We start from the raw sequence: 18,613 nt of genomic DNA, 5'->3' as shown, positions 1-18,613 counted from the left end.
CTGTCTTGTTACTCACTATTCTCCATCCTTTCAAACCGCCAACTCATGGACTAAATTTACAATATGTCGTATAGTTTACAATGTATAAAGTAGATTATAAATGAAAATTTCATGTAATCAAGCAACGATTTTCGGGAAAATGTAAATTAGTTTACACTTAGAAGATATGTGTAGTGTATGTGGTGGAAAAACGACACTTTAGACTGAAATTGTAGCCTGCTCTTGGACAGCAGCAGATCGGAGAGAACAGCAATGACTAATTCCGCCGAGCGGACAGATCCGCGTGTCCTTCGTACACGCCAATTCCTCAAAGAGGCTCTGATTGAGCTGATGGAAGAGATGAGCATTGAGAAAATCACCGTCAACCGCCTTGCACAGCGGGCCCAAATTAACCGTGTAACCTTCTATCTGCATTACCGGGATATCCCGGATATGCTGGAGAAAATGGCGGATGATATGGCAGAGGAGGTTCTGGAGGTGGTGAGAGAGGATACGGACTTTACGGAAGCTGCACAAGAAGAGAAGTGGCCCATGCTGGAGCACCTGCTTGTGCATATTGCTGAGAACGCCAAATTCTACAAAATCGTACTTACGTCACGGAAGAGCACGATATTTACTGACCGGCTTTTTAAACTGATGGCAGACATTATTTCTGCACGGGTGGAGAGCAGGGTTACCGCGCATGATGCTTCGGAAGTAACGGTACAGAAGGATATCGCTGTGTGGTACGGCTCGGCGGCCCTCATTGGTACCATCATCGCCTGGCTTCGGGAGGACATGCCGTATACACCGCAGTATCTGGCGAAGCAGATTACTTCACTGCGGGCGAATTAATTGCCCGAAGCATTCCTTTTTGATGGATTCATAGGTCCAAGAGCAGCCAATCCCTCCCGCATATAAATAGTAGTGACTACTATTTATTTTGAAGCTATTTTTGATGGAATGGGGTGGTACGAGATGAGGAGACAGGCAGGACCGGCACGGAAGCGGGTGCTTCGCGCCAAGCGGCAGGCTGTACCCGGAGTGAAGCGCAGAATCAAGGCACAGACGGTTGAATTTGCGGTATTTGGTGACAGTCATGTGGGATACGGTAACAGCTTGAGCATCTTTAAGAGTCTTTTGCCCAAGGCGGTGGGCAGCGGGAACAAACGGTTTATCATCTTCGGGGGAGATAATACCCAGGCGGGAGCGGATCACGGAAATAACGCGAACGTCTACTATAAGGACTTCAAGGATACAGTGACTGCCACCCTGGGAAGCATCCCTTACAAGGCCTCTATAGGGAATTGGGAAGCCAGTACCCGGTCCTTGTTCACGCAGTATTTAGGGGCGGTGGCCGGACAGATGAATTTTCCTGGAACGCAGGGCAAGGTGAGATATATGTGGCTGGATTGCGCTCTGGGCCAGTTCACGCCGGCAAGCCTTAATCTGCTGCGGAATCTGGATGACAGGTACTTCTATATCATCGATTTCCACTGGCCGCTCCGGGTGCAGGGCATTACGGTGGATTCCAGCCATGTGCTCAGCGCAGCCGAGACCTCCAAGTTCTTCACAGCTATTCCTGCAAAAGCAAGAGAGAAGGTGCTGGCGATCTTCACCCATCATGGTCACAAATTCTACCGGAAGCTGAGCAACATCTATCCCGGGTACACCAAAACCAAATTCTTCGTCACTGGCTGCTCCGGGGACTACAAATGCAAGCCCGGCGGGAACATGGGCTACTATAACGCTACATTAACCAGCAGCGGGTCAGGTTATAAAGTTGAGGCTTTTATCGCGCACTGAGGGGCTAAATGAATGAAACATAGCGGAAGGAGAGTGTCGTGGAGACATTCTCTTTACTTTTGGCCAGCGTCCTAGGCGGAGAACTTGACAGCCCTTTCACAGGTTAGTATGGTTGTCTGGTCAGCAGATAAAGGAGGCAGAACAGAATGTCAGGATTACTTGGGAATCACTTCATGACACAGATTGGGATTCTAGTTCATGATATCGAGAAGGTGAGTCAGGCGTATGCAGACTTTTTCGGACTGGACAAGCCTCAGATCAGCATCACGGACACAGCCGATATTGCCCGGACGGAGTATAACGGCAGAGGGACAGGGGCGCGGGCGAAGCTTGCATTTTTTGACATGGGGTCCTTGCAGCTAGAATTGATTGAACCGGATCATGAGCCGAGCACCTGGCGGGATTACCTGAATGAGCACGGGGAAGGGGTTCACCATATTGCGTTCGTGGTAGAAGGTATGAAGGAGAAGATTATGCTGCTTGAAGGCAAGGGATTTCCGCTTCAGCAGAAGGGTGAATATACAGGCGGACGGTATGCTTATATGGATACGTTCAAGGAATTGAAGGTAGTGCTGGAATTGCTGGAGAATGACAAATAGACTTCAGACGGGAGAAATTATAGAATGAATATTCTAATTACAGGGGCGGGACGCGGACTGGGTCTTGAACTGGCAGCTGCTGCGCTGGAACGTGGACATGCTGTTATTGCGGGAGTGAGGGATCTGACGCGCGGGCAGGCAGCATTAGCTGATCTGGCGGCAGTACACGGGGACAAGCTGACTCTTGTGACGCTTGATGTGACGGACGAGGCCGGAATAGCAGCGCTTGCTGCCAGCCTGAGCGAGCAGGCCCGGACACTCGGCGTCATCATCAATAATGCCGCAGTGCTGAATGCCACGGACACCGCACTTGAAGCACTGGATATAGAAGAGATGCAGCATGCCATGGAGATCAATCTGTATGGGCCGATGCGGGTGGTCAAGCACCTCCTGCCGCTGCTGACCGGGCCGGATGCTTCGATCATCAATATCTCATCAGAGGCAGGCAGTATCACCAATGCTTACCCGGGCAGCTATCCGTATACGATCTCCAAGACCGCACTCAATATGTTCACACAGAAGCTGCATGTCACGCTGAAGGACCGCGGCATCCATGTGCTCAGCGTCCATCCCGGCTGGATGCCTACCGATATGGGCGGAGCTAAGGCACCGCTTCACCCGCGCACCAGTGCCGAAGGTATTCTGGACCTGATCGGGCAGAGAGCCGAGCCGTCCGGACATTTCAGATTCGTGGATTACACGGGCAAGGATATGGAGATATAAATATACAGCATTAGGTTTAGAAGTGTAAGGATGAACCTTAGGGGTGTTAAAGTCTGAGCAGGAACATCGAGCTACTATTAGGCTGATACTGTACCCGTTACCGAATTCTGCTCTTACATTCAAGTAACTGATTGTACTTCCTGCAATAGAAAACGCATATCCGACCGCAAAATTAGATTCTATTGTACTTTATACAGTGGAATGTTGTGTTTTGGATGAAAAATAGCCTTTTTCAACATTCAATTGTACCGAATACAATAGATTCTATTTTGAAGCCTTTTTTACAGCATTCTATTGTACAAAATGCAGTTGCTATCATTCCAGCGCCTCATTAAGGTCCGATAATGATCATATTCACAATATTAAATCTAATGCTCTATTACTTTGCACAGCACCTCACATGTTAATTAAGAGGCGAGCGGAGTTGTATTGTCTCATCCGGAGAGCGGCGGGGCCAGAGCAGCAGTCCCAGTGAGCAGACTACCAGAACTACGCAGAGGAGGTAGGAATGGCGGTATCCTAACCACTGGGCTGCGGCTCCTCCCGCCAGGCTTCCGGCCAGTCTGCCGATAGTTGTAGCGTTAGTGTACAGCGTGGAGGCATAGCCGGGAAGGTCAGGCAGCAAATCCTGAATATAGCTGATGCCAATCGCAGAGATTACAGCCACAAAAAAAGCCAGCAGCACCTGTCCGGCGATGAGCTGCCACAGCTCACCTACTCCGATCACCAGCGCATAATAGATTCCTCCCATTACCATTCCCCAGCCAAGCAGCACCTTACTATTGTATTTGGCTGACAGCAGCCCCAGCAACAGCATGAACGGAATTTCCATTAATGCGCAGATACTGGCTACCGAAGCTACATTCTGTGTAGTGCCTCCCAGCGTATTGACAATGAACAGGGAGATATTCAGATTATTGGCCCAGTGTCCGGTATAGAGCAGGGTCAGGATAAGAAAAGGAACCAGTACCCTGACGCTGCGTTGCCGTCCGGCATGCGCTTGGACACGACGCTGTTGAGGCTGCTTAGCAGCTGAAGGCCGTACGAAGCTGAACACCAGCAGGGCATTTATCAGAAAGATCAGTGTCGTCGTTGAGAAAATCCCCTGAAATCCGAAGCGGCTGAGGAGCGCGGCTCCTACCAGCGGACCGCTGATGAAGCCAAGGGAGAACATCGAGCGCAGGGCCGAGTTCGCCAAGGCATGATCAGGAGAGCTGCTGGCGCTCACAGCTTCTCTGGCACTGGCGAATAATTGCGGCATCGCCGGTGCGCCTAATGCGGTAAATATAGTCATATAGGCCAGCAGCGGGTAGTAGTCATGGATGAATATGTATCCGGCAAAAGCAACCGCGTTGAACATCATACAGATCACCATCAGCCTGCGGCGGTTCAGTCCGGCGTCGGAGCGTTTGGCAATGAACATGCTTAAGGCTACCCCGCTAAGGAGGGTCACCGCTGTAAATATTCCGAAGGTTCCGGCACTGACGCCGAGTTCTTCTGTGAAGTAGACCGCCAGGAATGGAGCGCTGATCGAGATGGCCATTCCCTGGAACAGCATGCAGAGCAGGAATATAGGATAGGTTGGAATGAGGAGCAGAGCATAGGTTCTTTTGAGCATAGAGTGTGTGGACTTCCTTTCAGCATCGCTTGTAGTCTTATCTTTGGTTTAATTATAGTATAACGTCAATAGCATATGTTGTGTCTGATTAGCATCTATACCATACGAATCCCTAATAATGAACTGATTTTTGGGCCAATTGTTCAGGTGTTATTGTCAGGGAAGATCCTCTAAGATGGAGGAGCATAAGACAGCCGGGCTATGCGGAAGCAAGAGGACGCTGGGCTTGGCTGGAGATGAAACCGTTATCATGAAGGAAAAAGGAGAGATTACATATGGACGCTGCTGCATATCCTTTTAGACAAATTGAATTGCCATTAGATGAACGTGTTCAGGACCTGCTCTCCCGGCTGACGCTTGCGGAGAAAGTCAGTCTGATGCCGCAGTATCAGGCAGCCATTGAACGGCTCGGTGTAGGCGGTTACAAGCATGGGACGGAGGGTGCGCACGGGATTTCCTGGCTGGGCAAAGCCACCTCGTTCCCGCAGCCAAGCGGGCTCGCCTGTACCTGGAACCCGGCGCTGCTGCAAGAAATCGGTTCGGCAATCGGGGATGAGGCCAGAGCCTTTTACCGCAAGAATCCCACTATTAACGGCTTGACTCTGTGGGCACCGACAGTAGATATGGAACGGGACCCGCGCTGGGGGAGAACAGAGGAGGCGTACGGGGAAGACCCTGAGCTGACAGGCCGGCTGAGTACAGCGCTTGTCCGGGGAATTCAGGGGGATCATCCGGTGTATCTGAAAGCGGTAGCGACCCTGAAGCATTTCCTCGGCAACAATAATGAGATTGACCGGGGCGTGGCTTCGTCCAGCATTGACCCGCGCAATATGCGCGAATATTATCTGGAAGCCTTCAAGCCTGCCTTCAAGGAAGGCGGCGCACAATCCATGATGACCGCCTACAATTCCGTGAACGGCGTGCCGGTTATCCTGCATCCGGCGGTAATGGAGATTGTGAAGGGCGAATGGGGGATGGACGGCTTCATTGTCAGCGATGCCGGGGACCTGTTCGGCATTGTAAAGGACCATAAGTATTATGATTCCTTCGCCCAGTCCATGGCGGAATCCATTAAGAATGGCATTGACAGTGTGACCGAGGAGACGGAGGAGACCATTAAGGTCATTCACGAGGCGCTCCGTGAAGGGCTGCTGACCGAGGCGGATCTGGACCGCGCGCTGGCGAACACCTTCCGCATCCGCTTCCGGCTCGGTGAGTTCGATCCGGAGGAAGGAAATCCGTATACGAAGATAGACGACTCGGCGATTCTCAGCAAAGCGTATGGCGAGCTGTCGCTCGAAGCCGCGAAGGAATCCATCGTGCTGCTGAAGAATGATAACGCAGCCCTTCCGCTGAATGCAGCCGCGCTCTCCAAGGTGGCTGTGATCGGCCCGCTGGGGGACGAAGCGTTCAGAGACTGGTATTCCGGTACGCTGCCGTATGCGGTGACCCCTTTGCAGGGAATTACCAAGAAGCTGACAGGTAAGCAGGTCACCTTCGAGAGCGGGGATGACCGGATCATTCTGACCTCCGCTGCCAGCGGGCAAGCCGTGGGGTTTACGGGGGAAGACGGACGGCTCGCAGTGCTGCATGATCTGCCGGAACGCGGGGAGCTGTTCCGCCATACGGCATGGGGCTGGACTGCTCATACCCTTGAATCTGCCAGCCGGAAACAATATGTTACCCTGACAGATGCCGGCACACTGACTGCTTCCGCAGATGAAATCTATGGCTGGTATGTGAAGGAATCGTTGAACCTGGTTGAGGAAGGCGAAGGCGTTGTCAGCTTGCGTACCTGGAATGATCAGCCGGTTGCAATCAGTGCCGGAGACGGCACCCTCCGCGTCTCGGAAGAGGAGCCCTCTTCCGAAGCACGGATCTTCCATAAGCAACTGGTAGTGAATGGTGTAGAAGCAGCCGTTGAAGCGGCCCGGGCCGCTGAGGTTGCCGTCGTATTCGTCGGTAACCATCCGCTCTTGAACGGCAAGGAGGAGATTGACCGGCCGGATATTGTACTGCCAGCAGAGCAGGAGAATCTGGTCAAGGCCGTCTATGCCGCCAACCCCAATACCGTAGTGGTGATCGTCGGCAGCTACCCGATTTCCTCTGCCTGGATCGACGAGCATATTCCGGCCGTGCTGTACACCTCGCATGGCGGACAGGAGCTGGGCCATGCCGTCGCAGATGTCCTCTTCGGCGATTACAGCCCGTCCGGCAAGCTGAATATGACCTGGTACCGCAGCGTCAGCCAACTGCCTGAATTCATGGACTACGATATTATCAAAGGCAAAAGAACCTACATGTACTTCGACGGTGAGCCGCTCTACCCGTTCGGTCACGGTCTGAGCTACGCGCAGGTGAATTATAATAAGCTGTCGCTGTCAGCGGAGGAAGTACAGCAGGACGGTACAATCAGTCTGACCATAGAGCTTGAGAACAGCGGGAGCGTTGACGGTGACGAGGTAGTCCAGCTGTATGTCCAGTGCTTGTCCAACCGGATCAAGCGGCCGCTTAAGCAGCTGAAGAGGTTCGGCAAAATCCGGATGGCTGCCGGACACAAGCAGACGGTCACCTTCACCTTACCCGCCGCTGAGCTCTCCTTCTGGGACGTCAGCCGCGAACAGTACTGTGTGGAGGATGGAGAATACCGGCTAATGGCAGGCCGTTCCTCAGGAGATATCCGGCTGTCCGCCACCATCAGGGTGCATGGCGAGACCGTTCCGCCGCGTGATTTGTATGCGCCAGTTAAGGCTGAGAATTATGATGATTACGATAGCGTCTTCCTCGATGAATGTAAGGCTGGCGGCGCTGCGGTGCATCCGGTGAAGGAGGGGGCGTGGATCGCGTTCCATAATGTCCGGTTTGCGGAGGGGGCAGCAGGTGTCGAGATGCTGGTATCCTCCGCCTTGGGAGGCGTGGTTGAAGTCCGGACCGGCAGCCCGTCCGGCAAGCTGGCGGCTACACTTGCTGTTCCGTCCGGCGGCGTTCAGCAGTGGCACAGTCTGTCCGCTATAGCGGATATAGACGCCGGAATCACAGATGTGTATTTTGTCTTGCAGGGTGAGGTTCTGCTCAGCCGCGTTCGGTTTACAGTGTAGGTGTTCGTGCGTAGCGGGGCTCTTGTATAGATGTAAAAAAAGCTTCTGGATGGCCCTTAGGGCGGTCCTGAGGCTTTTTTTGTATAGAATGGCTGTGAATCAGTCCCTGAAAACACCATTACTTGTATACAGAATAATCAGGGAGTGACCTTCTATGCCAAGCAAGATTGCAGTGCATAAACCGGCAGAGCCGCAGAGCGTGAACCAGAGCAGACCGGCGCAAGTCCCGCTCGCAGACAAGGCGGCATTGAAGCCGCCGCTGCGAACACCGCTTGAGCTCAACCAGCTGGCCCACCGCCTTCGAACGGCCCCGGAGACTGTAAGCTCCAGAGAGTTCAATCTGCTCAGCGGTGTAATTGGCCTGCGGAGTGCGCTTATGCTGCTGGACCAAGGCAAGCGGACCAAGCCTGAGAAGGCTGAACAGACTCGTGCGAAAGATGACAAACCCGTTGTGCAAAAATCAGGCTCCCCAAAAACGGCTGAGATAAAGTCCCCGCCAATCTTAGAAAAACCGGAAGTGCCTCATGGCATCCATGCCTCCAGGAAAACCTCACAGCCGGAATTCATGCGGGTAGGGGAGCCGGAGGTCAAGCCTGCCGCAGTCAAAGTACAGGCAAAGAAGTCTGTAAAAGCGGAGGCGGTTATACATGCCCGGTCAGAAGGCGGATTGGGGCCTCCGGTGAAAGTGAGCTCCAGTGCGAAGCCGGAGCGCCAACCGGAAGCTAAGACGGAAGGGAATACCTCTTCGAGAATAGATGCAGCAGGTCGTAGGCCGGCAGACAAGCCAGCTGCGCCGGGGCAAAAGTCTGCAGACCATTCAGCTGCGCCAGGGCAGAAGTCTCCAGCAGCAGGTTCACGGACCTCTGCTTCGCCTCTGCAAGCCAGAAAGGCAACAGCCAAAGCCCCGGTGGTTCTTATTAAAGGCAGCAACCCGGGCAGCGTAATCCAGCAGCTAAGCAGCATTGCTCCGGCTGAAATCAGTCAGGCGTACAACCAGGCGGCAGGTGTCTCTGGTGAAGCGCTGGGGCAGCAAAGACAGCAGGCTGAGAAGGCACTTCCAGCTATTCCAACTCCAACCGGCATCGCGCCAGGCCAAGCTGCTGAAGCTTCAAAGCGCACAACGGCAGCTCCGCTGCCAGCCGCCACACTGCCTGCTCTTCAGAGCGGGAAGCAAGGCGGGGATACGTCAGCTGGAATGAACAGCTTTCCTCAAGTCAACGAGGAGACAGATCCGGATCAAATGATGGAGGAAGCAAGCAGGTATGCGGCGAATCCGCCGGAGATGAGCCTCACCGGTGAGGCCGATCCTTCCCAGGTAGAGAGCTTTCAGGCAGAGGCCAAGCAGCATGTGCAGACTGTACAGGCGTCCGAGCTGGAGCAGACCCGGCAGGATTTTGGAGAAAACCGGATTCAGCCTAAGCCGGATAAGAGCATTCTACGTTCGGCGCATACGATCCGCGCGGTGGCGCCGCCAGCTTTTCAGCTGAAATCCACGGGTTCAATTCCGCCCGATGTAGCTGGCTACCTCAACCCGCAGCTGGCGGATCAACTTCAGGTCTATATGGAGAATAGTCAAGCGAAGTACCAGAAAGGAAAGACGCCGTTTGATGCGGGAGTCACAGCTGCTGAGGGCGATACCAAGGCAGAGATAGAACGGCTGAAGGCTGAAACGTCGGGGAAGCAGCAAACTGAGCAGGCTGCGGCTAAAGCGGAGGTCTTAGGGTACCGGACGCAGTGGCAAGAAGAGATTAAGGCTACCAGCGGGGAATTTGACCGCGAAGCGGGGGCAGCTGCAGCAGAGAAGAATCGGGAAATCAAGGGCATCAAGGATGAAAAGGAAGGCGAGGTCAAGCGCAAGTTGTCTGATGCCGAAGCTGAATCCCGGAAGGAATACAAGAATACGAAGACCCAGGCAGAGGAGAAGCAGAAGGAAGGGGAGGCTGAAGGAGAACAAAAGAAAAAGGCCAAAAATCCCTGGGAGTGGCTCAAGCAAAAAGGCAAGCAGCTTGGCGAGGCTATCCAGAAGGGAATGAACTTCCTCTTCACCCAGCTGCGTAAGGCCGTCAAAGCTATTTTCGATAAAGCCAAGCAAGCGGTTGTAGGGCTGATTGAAGCTGGCCGGAAGCTGATAGTCAGTGCAATCAAAGGCTTCGGGAACGTGCTGAAGGGAATTGCGAATACGATTTTTGCCCGCTTCCCGGGCATTGCCAAGAAGATTAACGGCTGGATCGACCGTGCGGTGAACAAGGCAGTTCAAGCTGTGAATACGGCTGCTGCTCTCCTGAAAAAGGGGGTCAGCGCCGCACTGGATTTCATGGGGAAGACAGTGGATAAGCTGTTCGCTGGTGTCCAGTCACTGTATAACGGGATATTATCGGGAATCGGGAAATTCTTGAGCGGTGAATTCAAAATTAATTTCGGCAAGGCTTTGGAGGTTGCGCAGATTGCTGCGGAGGTTGCAGCTGCTTTTGCAACGGGCGGGGGAAGTGTACTGGTGCAAATCGCCACTTGGCTGACCTCGACCCTCCCTAAGCTGCTGCGTCAGGCGAACACGGTTATGACTGTGGTCAATACCCTGCGGAATTTCAAGGTGCAGAATCTGAAGCAGCTTCTGAATCCGGCGGGCTTGGGCGGCTTTCTGGTCAAGGGGCTGTTCGGTGAGCTGAAGCCACTACAGACGGGCCAGGCAGATGACAAGGAGAAGGACAAGGATGGGGGCAAGGCTCCGAAAGGCGGAAGCCAGGAAAAAGGACTGATGAAGGTACTGCAGCTTCTTCAGGGCGTGTTCATAATTCTTCAAAAGACAGTCGGCAAGGTGTCAGGCGCGATTAACAAGGCTCTGCCGGTGATCAACATCTCGGGCAAGTCGTGGTTCAACCCGTTCAGCATGGTGTATGCCGGTATGGTTCAGGGTCTGGAGGTATTGAAGAACCCTGCCCAGGCGCTGAGTGAGGGAGCAGGCAAGCTGAAGGAAGCGGCTGGAGGCCTGTTCAAGGGAATTCGTGAGAAGGTAACCGAAGCCGCCAGCGGCATTAAAGCAAAGGTTCAACTGCTCGGAAAACCTACTCAGCTTATGTCCGTCTTGGCTAACAAAAGCGTCGATATGGTACTTAATTTCATCATCACTAATCCGCCGTCAGCACTGATTAAGGCTGTATTCAAAGGGATTGAAGCTGTGGCGGGCCAATCACTGGTTGACCTGATCCGCCAGCATATTCCGTTCGCAGACAAGCTGATTAACAAAATTGCCGCGTCCAGCCCGGTCCAGAGCCTGCTTCAGCCGCTTCAGGGACCTGTGGACAAGGTAGGCGGATTGATCGACGAAGCCACAGAAGGAGCAACGGGACTGGTGGATGAAGCCCAGGCGCAGACCAATCAGGTCTTCGGCAACGGCACGAAGCTGCTGTCCAATCTGTCCGGGATCACCGGCGTTGCGGGCAAAGACAGTCCAGGCAAAAAAGAAGAGCCCAAAGCCGGTGGAAAAGCGGGTGCTGCAAAAAAAGAAACCAGCGGTGACTTCCTCGGCACTGTCAAGGGAGGCGTGCATACCCGCTTGTTAGCTTTCGGCAAGCAGCTTTTGAAATCAGGAGTGAATCTCGTAGTCGCAGGTGCCGGGAAGCTCAAGAACGCCATTGCCGGCCTGCTGGTTAACTTCAAAATCGGCAAAGAAAGCCACCAGCTCTGGGTTGAGAAGCGCGGCAGCGGGCATGTGGTGATGATGGCTAGTGAGAATAAACGAACCGTACCCAAAATTATAGAGGGATTTAAGATACGAATAGGGAATTTAGACAAGATTAAAGTTGGGAATAAAGATTTTAATATTCACGAGCGAATTAAGCAATTAAAAGAACGTAATACCAAGATAGAAGCCACACCACGGGACAAGTTAGCGAATTCAGATCTTGAAACTCTCGCGCCTGTGATCAGTGAGGTTGAACAGTATCTGGAGAAAAAAGAGGGTGGGGCTGAGGGGACGGATGAAGGTAACTTATCCAAATCAGATTTAGGAAAGAAAATAGGAGAAGGGGGGAACAAAGAAGTCTTTGAATACGGTGATGATAAAGTTGTCGCAATTTTAAAAGATAAGAAACCAATAACTTCAATTGATGACGAGTTAAAAATGCTTGATCTATTAGACGAACAAGGGTTACCAAGTGTACCTAGAAAAAAAATAATTGTTGATGGAAGGCCAGGAATTGTTATGGACAAATATGCTAAAGGTTCAAAAGATATTGTTGCATTAAGCGATAAAAAAGTACAGGTTGTTAATGGCATGGATACAAGACTTCTCAATGAGAATAGTATTAAGGACTTGGAAAATATTAAAAAAACAATGGTAGATAAAAAAATAAAAATTGATGATCTGCAATTTTTAATTAAAGAAGATGGGCACATTGTAATTGCAGATCCACTAAAGGTGCATTTAAAAACGAAACCTTCTAATAATAACCTGAAAATGATTAATTTACTTATTGAAGTAGCTAAAAATAAAAAATAATTGAGGTGTAGTTTATGAAACATGATTTTTTTGAATCATCTATTCCCTCTGCCAAAAGAAACTTGCTGGATCTTTTAATTGGAAAAAGAGTTGAAAATTTAATTCGATATAGCTGGTGGAGCAAAGAAGATTCAGCAACCGAATGTGAGATAGATAAAAAGGATGTATTTTCACTTACAACAGGACCTTTTTGTATCGAGTTTGAACCAAATATATTAATAGGATTTAATAGTGATGTTACAGTTAGCAGTATAATATTATGGGCTGAAACCATAGATGGTAAAGAAACTGAAGACTTAATGAAGAATGACAAAGAACTGTTTCCAATTGAAGCATGTGACCAAGAATATTCGGAGAATTACTTTAAAAATATTGTTGGTCAAAGTCTAATTAAATATGAAATAATTAAAATTGAAACAATGAATTCCTTGCAATGGGATCATCCTAGAGAAGTTGGACTTGTTTTATTCTTTTCCGACAATAGCCATATTGTTTTATCTCATCAATTAACAAATGAAGTATCTGATGATTTTACAGTAATCTGCTGGGATCAAGTTAATAAAGATATATACCCTTTATTATATAAAACGAGTGAATTTTGGGGTTGAAAACATTTAATCAATAACATATCTAACCCATCTAATACCCGGGCGTAAACACCACAGCAATCGAAAGAACGGTCCTTTCGCACAGTATCTACCCAAGTGCACTTCAGTCTTACCTCAAAACAAAGGCTATCCCAACCGCCGCTTTCACGGCTTTTTGGGACAGCCTTCTTTATTACACTTATCTTAATACGAACTCAAAGACGAAGCCCCGCCAGAAGGCCCTTGCGCCTTGCGGAACGCGGAAGGGGACATGCCGCTCTGCTTATTGAAGATGCGGTTGAACTGGGAGAAGCTGTTGAAGCCGCATTGTCCGGCGATGTCGGAAATCTTGTGCCGGGTATGGAGCAGGAGCTGCTGGGCTTTGCGGACGCGGGTCATCTGGATGTATTCGGTCAAGGTGAAGCCGGTGACGGTTCTGAACTGGTGCGATAAATAATAAGGGCTGATATAGAATTCCTTGGAGATGGAGTCCAGGGATAACTCGCTGCCGTAATGGCTGTGAATGTGGGCGGTAATCGAATAGATTTTTTGCATCATGGCATTGCCGATCTCTTCCAGCACGTACGCATTCTTGTCATACTGCTGGGACAGGCTGCACAGAAACTGCTGGAACAGACTGTGAATCAGCACAGGGTTCAGGGGTGAAGTGCTGCGGGAACAGTTGAAAATGGCATTGAGCGGCTCGAACACGGCACTGCGCGGTCCTCCGGTGAACCGGAAGATCGGAACCTCCTCGGAGAACGGCTGCAGCATTGCATTGTAAGCGGTCTCAAATCCGGGCATATTCCTGGGCAGGTTGAAGTTGATAATCAGCCGTTTGTGCGGCGGGCCCGCGGGATACTGGGTCATATGCAGCCGGTACGGGGCGAGCAGAACAATGTCATATTGCTGCAGGGCATGTACATTGCCTTCAATAATATGAGTAGCGCTGGAATCCAGCAGAATATGAATCTCATAAAAGTCATGATCGTGCTGAAACTCCATATTGATGTCGTGAGAGCGCTGATCGTAGTCAAAATAGTAAAAGAGCGGATCAGCCGGAGTATTGATACGTATACTATAACCTTGTTCGTATAACAGGTCGCTGTCGAGCATAGCCTCACTCCTCACCTTTGCCGTTTACTAAAGAAGCCTGAGCCGTTTCCACCTGTATATTATAGGCCGAAAAAAGCAAAATATGCAATGAATAGAGCGGAATACAGCAAGAGTAGGGTAGTTTTTGGAGTGGAAGGTTTGCTATAGTGACCATATGAAAGCGGATACAGGGAGTGATAGGGATGTTATTCACAGAAGAAAAGCTGATCAAACGCCAGGCTGAAGTGGAAAAGTATAGATATCTTAAGGTCCAGGAGCTTACAGAGTTCGCGTTCGCTGAGGATGAGGAAGGGGCTAACGGGGTATACCCGCAGTCGGTGTCCTTTGATGGCATCATCAGGCTTCAGGAGCATTGGCGTGGGCGGGACCGTTACATCTGGCTGCGCACGGAGGTTGTACTGCCGCCAAGTCAGGCAGGCTTCAAAATTGCCGGCAGATTTGATTTTGGCAAAACAGGGGATTTCAATAACTCCGGCTTCGAATCGCTGCTGTTCGTGAACGGCTCGCCTTATCAGGGCGTAGATAACAACCATAGAGAGGTAATCTTCGGTGATGAATGGGGCGGGCAGACGGTAGAGCTGGCCTTCCGGCTGTGGTCGGGACTTGAGGGCGGCGGAGTGCCCAGAATTCAGGAGCACCGGCTCAACGAAGCATTCATCGGCTATTTGGACGAGGGCATAGATGATCTGTTCTACATGTCAAAGGCGGCGCTCGACACCTTCCGTTACCTGGGCAGAGACCAGCCGGAGAAGCAGTGGCTGTTAAGAGCACTGAATGAGGCCTTCCGTCTGATCGACTGGTCAGAGCCGGGTTCGCCAGAGCATACGGCTTCACTCTATCAGGCAGGTGCAAGTCTGAATCAGGCGATAGAGGCAATGCCGCAGACTTTTGACGTAACGCTAACAGCTGTCGGCCATACCCATATTGATGTTGCCTGGCTATGGCGCTTGAAGCATACCCGTGAAAAGACAGCCCGATCCTTCTCCACCGTACTGCGGCTGATGGAGGAGTTCCCGGAGTACCAGTTCCTGCAGACGCAGCCTCAGTTGTACGCTTATCTGGAGCAGGATTATCCGGAGCTGTTCGGTCGGATCAAAGAGAAGGTGAAGGAAGGCCGCTGGGAAGCGGAAGGGGCGATGTGGCTGGAGTCGGATTGTAATATCCCGTCCGGCGAGTCGCTGGTCCGCCAGATTATGCTGGGCAAGCGCTATCTCCGTGAACAATTCGGCGTAGAGAGCAAGTACCTGTGGCTGCCGGATGTCTTCGGATACAGCTGGGCATTGCCGCAGATTCTGCGCAAATCGGGTATCGACACGTTCATGACGACCAAAATCAGCTGGAATCAGTTCAACCGGATGCCGCATGACACCTTCTGGTGGCGGGGGATGGACGGCTCAGAGGTGCTGACGCATTTCATCACGACCTCCGAGAAGGATGGAGCTGAATACACCTATAACGGACGGATGACGGCAGGGCTGCTGCGCGGGATCTGGAATTCCTATCAGGATAAGGAGATCAACGATCACCTGATGTTTGCATACGGCTGGGGTGACGGGGGCGGCGGGCCGACGCGGGAGATGCTGGAGCTCCGCCGGCGCTTTGACAAGCTTCCCGGCATTCCGAAGATTGAGATGGGCAGTGCCGGGGAGTATTTCACCGGACTGCATGAACGGATCGGGAAGACGGAGGCGTTCGTACACACCTGGAACGGCGAGCTGTATTTCGAATGCCACCGGGGCACGTACACCTCACAAGCCCGCAACAAGAAATATAACCGCCGGCTGGAGCTGCTGCTGCGCGATGCCGAGTGGCTGCATACGCTGATGGGTGTAAGACAGGGGAATCTTGAAACCGCTTATCCTGCGGCTGAACTGACCGGGATCTGGGAGATTCTGCTGCGCAACCAGTTCCATGACATCATTCCCGGCTCGTCGATCGCTGAGGTCTACGAGGACAGCGTTGCTGAATATGCAGAAGGCGAAGCGCGCTCACTTGCTCTCATTAACGGTGTGGCTGATGCTAATAGCGGCAATAAGCCGGAGCAGCAAGCATTCACTCTGCTGAACAGCACGAACTGGAACCGTCCTCGTTATGCGCTGCTTCCTATAGATGCCGCGGATTCCGTACAGGTTCATAATGCTGACGGGAACCGGCTGTGGCAGCAGCGGACGGCAGACGGGGAAGTGTTGGTCTATGTTCCGTCTGTGCCTGCACTGGGCACGGCGGTGCTGAAGGTAGTACGCGGACAAGCAGCCGAGGGCTCTCAGGAGGCGCAGATTCAGCCGCTTGCAGCCGTATCCGGCAACACGCTGAGCACACCGCTTGTGGAAGTGGTGTGGAATGAGCAGGGGCATTTCACTTCGATGGTCGACCGCAAGAGCGGCCGTGAGCTGCTGGCGCCAGGGCAGCGCGGGAATGTACTGCAGGTGTTCGAAGATAAGCCGCTGGATTTTGAAGCGTGGGATATCGATATTTTCTACCAGGAAAAGATGAACGAGATCACTCAGCTGACCGGATGTGAGCTGACCGAGAACGGCCCGCTGCGGGCGGTGCTGCGCATGACCTGGACCTATCACCGTACAACGGTAACCCAGGACATCATCTTCTACCGTGATACTGTAAGGATTGATTTCCGCACGGAGCTGGACTGGCATGGGCATAACCAACTGCTGAAGGTGGCCTTCCCGGTGGATATTCATGCGCTGGAGGCTACTTATGATATTCAGTTCGGTAACGTGAAGCGTCCTACTCACTGGAATACGAGCTGGGATTACGCCCGCTTCGAAACGGTGGGCCATCAGTGGGCGGATGTCAGCGAGAAGGGCTATGGGATAGCGCTGCTTAACGACTGCAAATACGGCTATGACATCAAGGACAGCGTGCTCCGGCTGACGCTGCTGAAGTCGGCGGTGCATCCCGATCCGCAGCAGGATCAGGGGCATCATGAATTTACGTATGCCCTGTATCCGCATACCGGTGATTTCGTTGAAGGCGGGGTGGTCCAGGAGGCGTGGGAGCTGAATCATCCGCTGCGCAGTGTGGCAGGTGAGCTGGAAGGGAACCCGTTGCTCTATGTCGACGGCGCACATGTGACAGTGGATGCTATCAAACGTTCGGAGGACGGCAGTGATGTGGTGCTGCGGCTGCATGAATATGCAGGCTCCCGGACGAAGGTCACTATAGACAGCGCTTACGAGATTGCCTCCTGGCAGGAATGCAACCTGATGGAGGAGCCGCTGGGAGACTGGCAGGAAGCAGAGGAGCTGAGCTTCCAAGTGAAGCCGTATGAGATTAGAACGTTCAGAATCAAGCTGCGCGGAACGCATGTAGATGAAGGGGGTTATGGACAGTGGAAGTAACAGAGAAGCAGACGGTGCCGGTAAGCTGTGTGAGCAAGGAAGAGGTTATGCAGAAGCTGGACCTGGTTACGAATAAGCTGCTGAAGCTGGGCCGGCCGGATAATGAAGCGGAATTGCAGAACCTGGGGGAGGATGCGGAGCGCCGGGGGTATTTTGCCAGGGACTTCGGGATGGAAGAGTGGGATTGGCCGCAGGGAGTGGGGCTGTATGGCCTGCAAAAGCTTGACCGGCATTTCGGGGATGGCCGTTATGCGGAATACACCAAGCCGTGGATGGCCCGGCAGATGGAGAAGGGACTGCCCAGCCGGAATATTAATACGACTGCGCCACTGCTCTCGCTGATGGAGCTGGAGGAGGCCGGAGAGCTGAGTCTCGAATGGATAGAATGGCTGATGCACGGCCTGCCCCGGACGCTGGAGCAAGGCTATCAGCATGTGACTACGGGGACTCAGAAGCATGAGATCTCGCTCCATGAGAATGAGATCTGGATTGATACGCTGTTCATGGCGATTCTGTTCACGGCCAAAATGGGTGTGAAGTACGACAACCCGGAGTGGCGCGAGACCTCGCTGCATCAGCTGCTGCTGCATATTAAATATCTGTATGACAAAAAAACCGGCTTCTTCTTCCACGGCTGGCATTTTGAAGAGCGCCACAACTTCAGCGAAGCCTTCTGGTGCCGCGGCAACGGCTGGTTCGCCCTCGGCCTGCCGGAATATCTGGAGCTGATGCGGCCCTATCTGGCAGACGGAGTCTTCAGCTATCTCCAGCAGACGCTACAGGCCCAGGCCGAAGCCTTGCTCGCATGTCAGAGCGGGGACGGACTATGGCATACCCTGCTGGATGACTCTGGGAGCTATACCGAAACCTCCGGTTCGGCTGCGATAGCCGCCGGTATTCTAAACAGTGTGCGCCGTGGGCTGCTCCCGGAGGCTTACAGCGAACCGGCTCTGCGGGCAATCCGCGCCATCCTGGACAGAATTGACAGCGAAGGCACAGTGCTTGGGGTGTCCGGCGGTACTCCCATCGGCGCAGCCAAGGAGGACTACAAAGGGATTATCATTGCCCCTATGGCCTACGGCCAGGCGATGGCTCTGGTCGCGCTGGGCGAAGCGCTGCATTACTGCTGAGTCCGGAGTCTGGGCAGGGGCGAAGCGGGCTGAGTGAAAAGAATTGAACTAGCGGCAGTCATGGACGGAGAATCGTCGCAGACTACCGCTTGTTTATTGT

The 18,613-nt window shown here is 52.4% G+C and carries 11 protein-coding genes; 9 read left to right on the top strand and 2 right to left on the bottom strand.

Translation table 11 applies throughout. From position 1 onward, the window contains the following. The first annotated feature begins 252 nt into the window (after window positions 1-252). From NSU18_RS11775 to NSU18_RS11760, 4 genes are all read left to right on the top strand, one after another. Window positions 253-834: a TetR/AcrR family transcriptional regulator gene (locus NSU18_RS11775; RefSeq protein ID WP_341149085.1), complete on the top strand. Its 582-nt coding sequence runs from the start codon at window positions 253-255 to the stop codon at window positions 832-834. 72 nt (window positions 835-906) lie between these two features. Further along, window positions 907-1,785 (top strand): metallophosphoesterase family protein, encoded by an 879-nt coding sequence (locus tag NSU18_RS11770; protein WP_341149084.1) that lies wholly within the window; start codon window positions 907-909, stop codon window positions 1,783-1,785. A 146-nt stretch (window positions 1,786-1,931) separates the two neighbouring features. Continuing rightward, on the top strand, window positions 1,932-2,384 hold the full coding sequence (locus NSU18_RS11765) for a VOC family protein (protein ID WP_341149083.1): 453 nt from the start codon (window positions 1,932-1,934) through the stop codon (window positions 2,382-2,384). Window positions 2,385-2,408: 24 nt separating this feature from the next. Next, the gene (locus NSU18_RS11760) at window positions 2,409-3,107 is read left to right on the top strand and encodes an SDR family NAD(P)-dependent oxidoreductase (RefSeq protein ID WP_341019588.1); all 699 of its coding nucleotides are present in this window, start codon (window positions 2,409-2,411) and stop codon (window positions 3,105-3,107) included. Between the two features lie 403 nt (window positions 3,108-3,510). Here the strand turns inward: NSU18_RS11760 and NSU18_RS11755 are convergent, their stop codons facing one another. Beyond that, entirely contained in the window at window positions 3,511-4,725 is a 1,215-nt protein-coding gene (locus NSU18_RS11755) for a sugar efflux transporter (RefSeq protein ID WP_341149082.1), read from the bottom strand. A 275-nt stretch (window positions 4,726-5,000) separates the two neighbouring features. On the opposite strand from NSU18_RS11755, the gene NSU18_RS11750 reads away from it, so the two are divergent. The 3 genes from NSU18_RS11750 to NSU18_RS11740 all read left to right on the top strand — a co-directional run bounded on the left by NSU18_RS11750 (window position 5,001) and on the right by NSU18_RS11740 (window position 12,929). Further along, on the top strand, window positions 5,001-7,823 hold the full coding sequence (locus NSU18_RS11750; protein ID WP_341149081.1) for a glycoside hydrolase family 3 C-terminal domain-containing protein: 2,823 nt from the start codon (window positions 5,001-5,003) through the stop codon (window positions 7,821-7,823). 154 nt (window positions 7,824-7,977) lie between these two features. Continuing rightward, window positions 7,978-12,321, top strand: a complete 4,344-nt coding sequence (locus NSU18_RS11745; protein ID WP_341149080.1) for a hypothetical protein — start codon at window positions 7,978-7,980, stop codon at window positions 12,319-12,321. Between the two features lie 14 nt (window positions 12,322-12,335). Further along, on the top strand, window positions 12,336-12,929 hold the full coding sequence (locus tag NSU18_RS11740; protein ID WP_341019600.1) for a hypothetical protein: 594 nt from the start codon (window positions 12,336-12,338) through the stop codon (window positions 12,927-12,929). A 183-nt stretch (window positions 12,930-13,112) separates the two neighbouring features. Here the strand turns inward: NSU18_RS11740 and NSU18_RS11735 are convergent, their stop codons facing one another. Continuing rightward, window positions 13,113-14,024: a helix-turn-helix transcriptional regulator gene (locus NSU18_RS11735; protein ID WP_341019602.1), complete on the bottom strand. Its 912-nt coding sequence runs from the start codon at window positions 14,022-14,024 to the stop codon at window positions 13,113-13,115. 182 nt (window positions 14,025-14,206) lie between these two features. Here NSU18_RS11735 and NSU18_RS11730 point away from each other — a divergent pair, with 182 nt between their 5' ends. Both NSU18_RS11730 and NSU18_RS11725 read left to right on the top strand, forming a co-directional pair. Further along, the gene (locus NSU18_RS11730; protein WP_341149079.1) at window positions 14,207-17,383 is read left to right on the top strand and encodes an alpha-mannosidase; all 3,177 of its coding nucleotides are present in this window, start codon (window positions 14,207-14,209) and stop codon (window positions 17,381-17,383) included. After that, window positions 17,374-18,513, top strand: a complete 1,140-nt coding sequence (locus tag NSU18_RS11725; RefSeq protein WP_341019604.1) for a glycoside hydrolase family 88/105 protein — start codon at window positions 17,374-17,376, stop codon at window positions 18,511-18,513. Before NSU18_RS11730 ends, NSU18_RS11725 begins: the two co-directional genes overlap by 10 nt. The last annotated feature ends 100 nt before the right edge of the window (window positions 18,514-18,613 follow it).

Source organism: Paenibacillus sp. FSL H8-0048 (assembly GCF_038002825.1).
GTDB lineage: Bacteria > Bacillota > Bacilli > Paenibacillales > Paenibacillaceae > Paenibacillus_AQ.
This window is presented reverse-complemented; position numbering and strand designations above follow the sequence as displayed.

Coding starts and splice junctions, on each gene's coding strand:
- NSU18_RS11775 (WP_341149085.1), top strand. CDS start 253: ATGACTAATTCCGCCGAGCGGACAGATCCGCGTGTCCTTCGTACACGC.
- NSU18_RS11765 (WP_341149083.1), top strand. CDS start 1,932: ATGTCAGGATTACTTGGGAATCACTTCATGACACAGATTGGGATTCTA.
- NSU18_RS11760 (WP_341019588.1), top strand. CDS start 2,409: ATGAATATTCTAATTACAGGGGCGGGACGCGGACTGGGTCTTGAACTG.
- NSU18_RS11755 (WP_341149082.1), bottom strand. CDS start 4,725: ATGCTCAAAAGAACCTATGCTCTGCTCCTCATTCCAACCTATCCTATA.
- NSU18_RS11750 (WP_341149081.1), top strand. CDS start 5,001: ATGGACGCTGCTGCATATCCTTTTAGACAAATTGAATTGCCATTAGAT.
- NSU18_RS11745 (WP_341149080.1), top strand. CDS start 7,978: ATGCCAAGCAAGATTGCAGTGCATAAACCGGCAGAGCCGCAGAGCGTG.
- NSU18_RS11740 (WP_341019600.1), top strand. CDS start 12,336: ATGAAACATGATTTTTTTGAATCATCTATTCCCTCTGCCAAAAGAAAC.
- NSU18_RS11735 (WP_341019602.1), bottom strand. CDS start 14,024: ATGCTCGACAGCGACCTGTTATACGAACAAGGTTATAGTATACGTATC.
- NSU18_RS11730 (WP_341149079.1), top strand. CDS start 14,207: ATGTTATTCACAGAAGAAAAGCTGATCAAACGCCAGGCTGAAGTGGAA.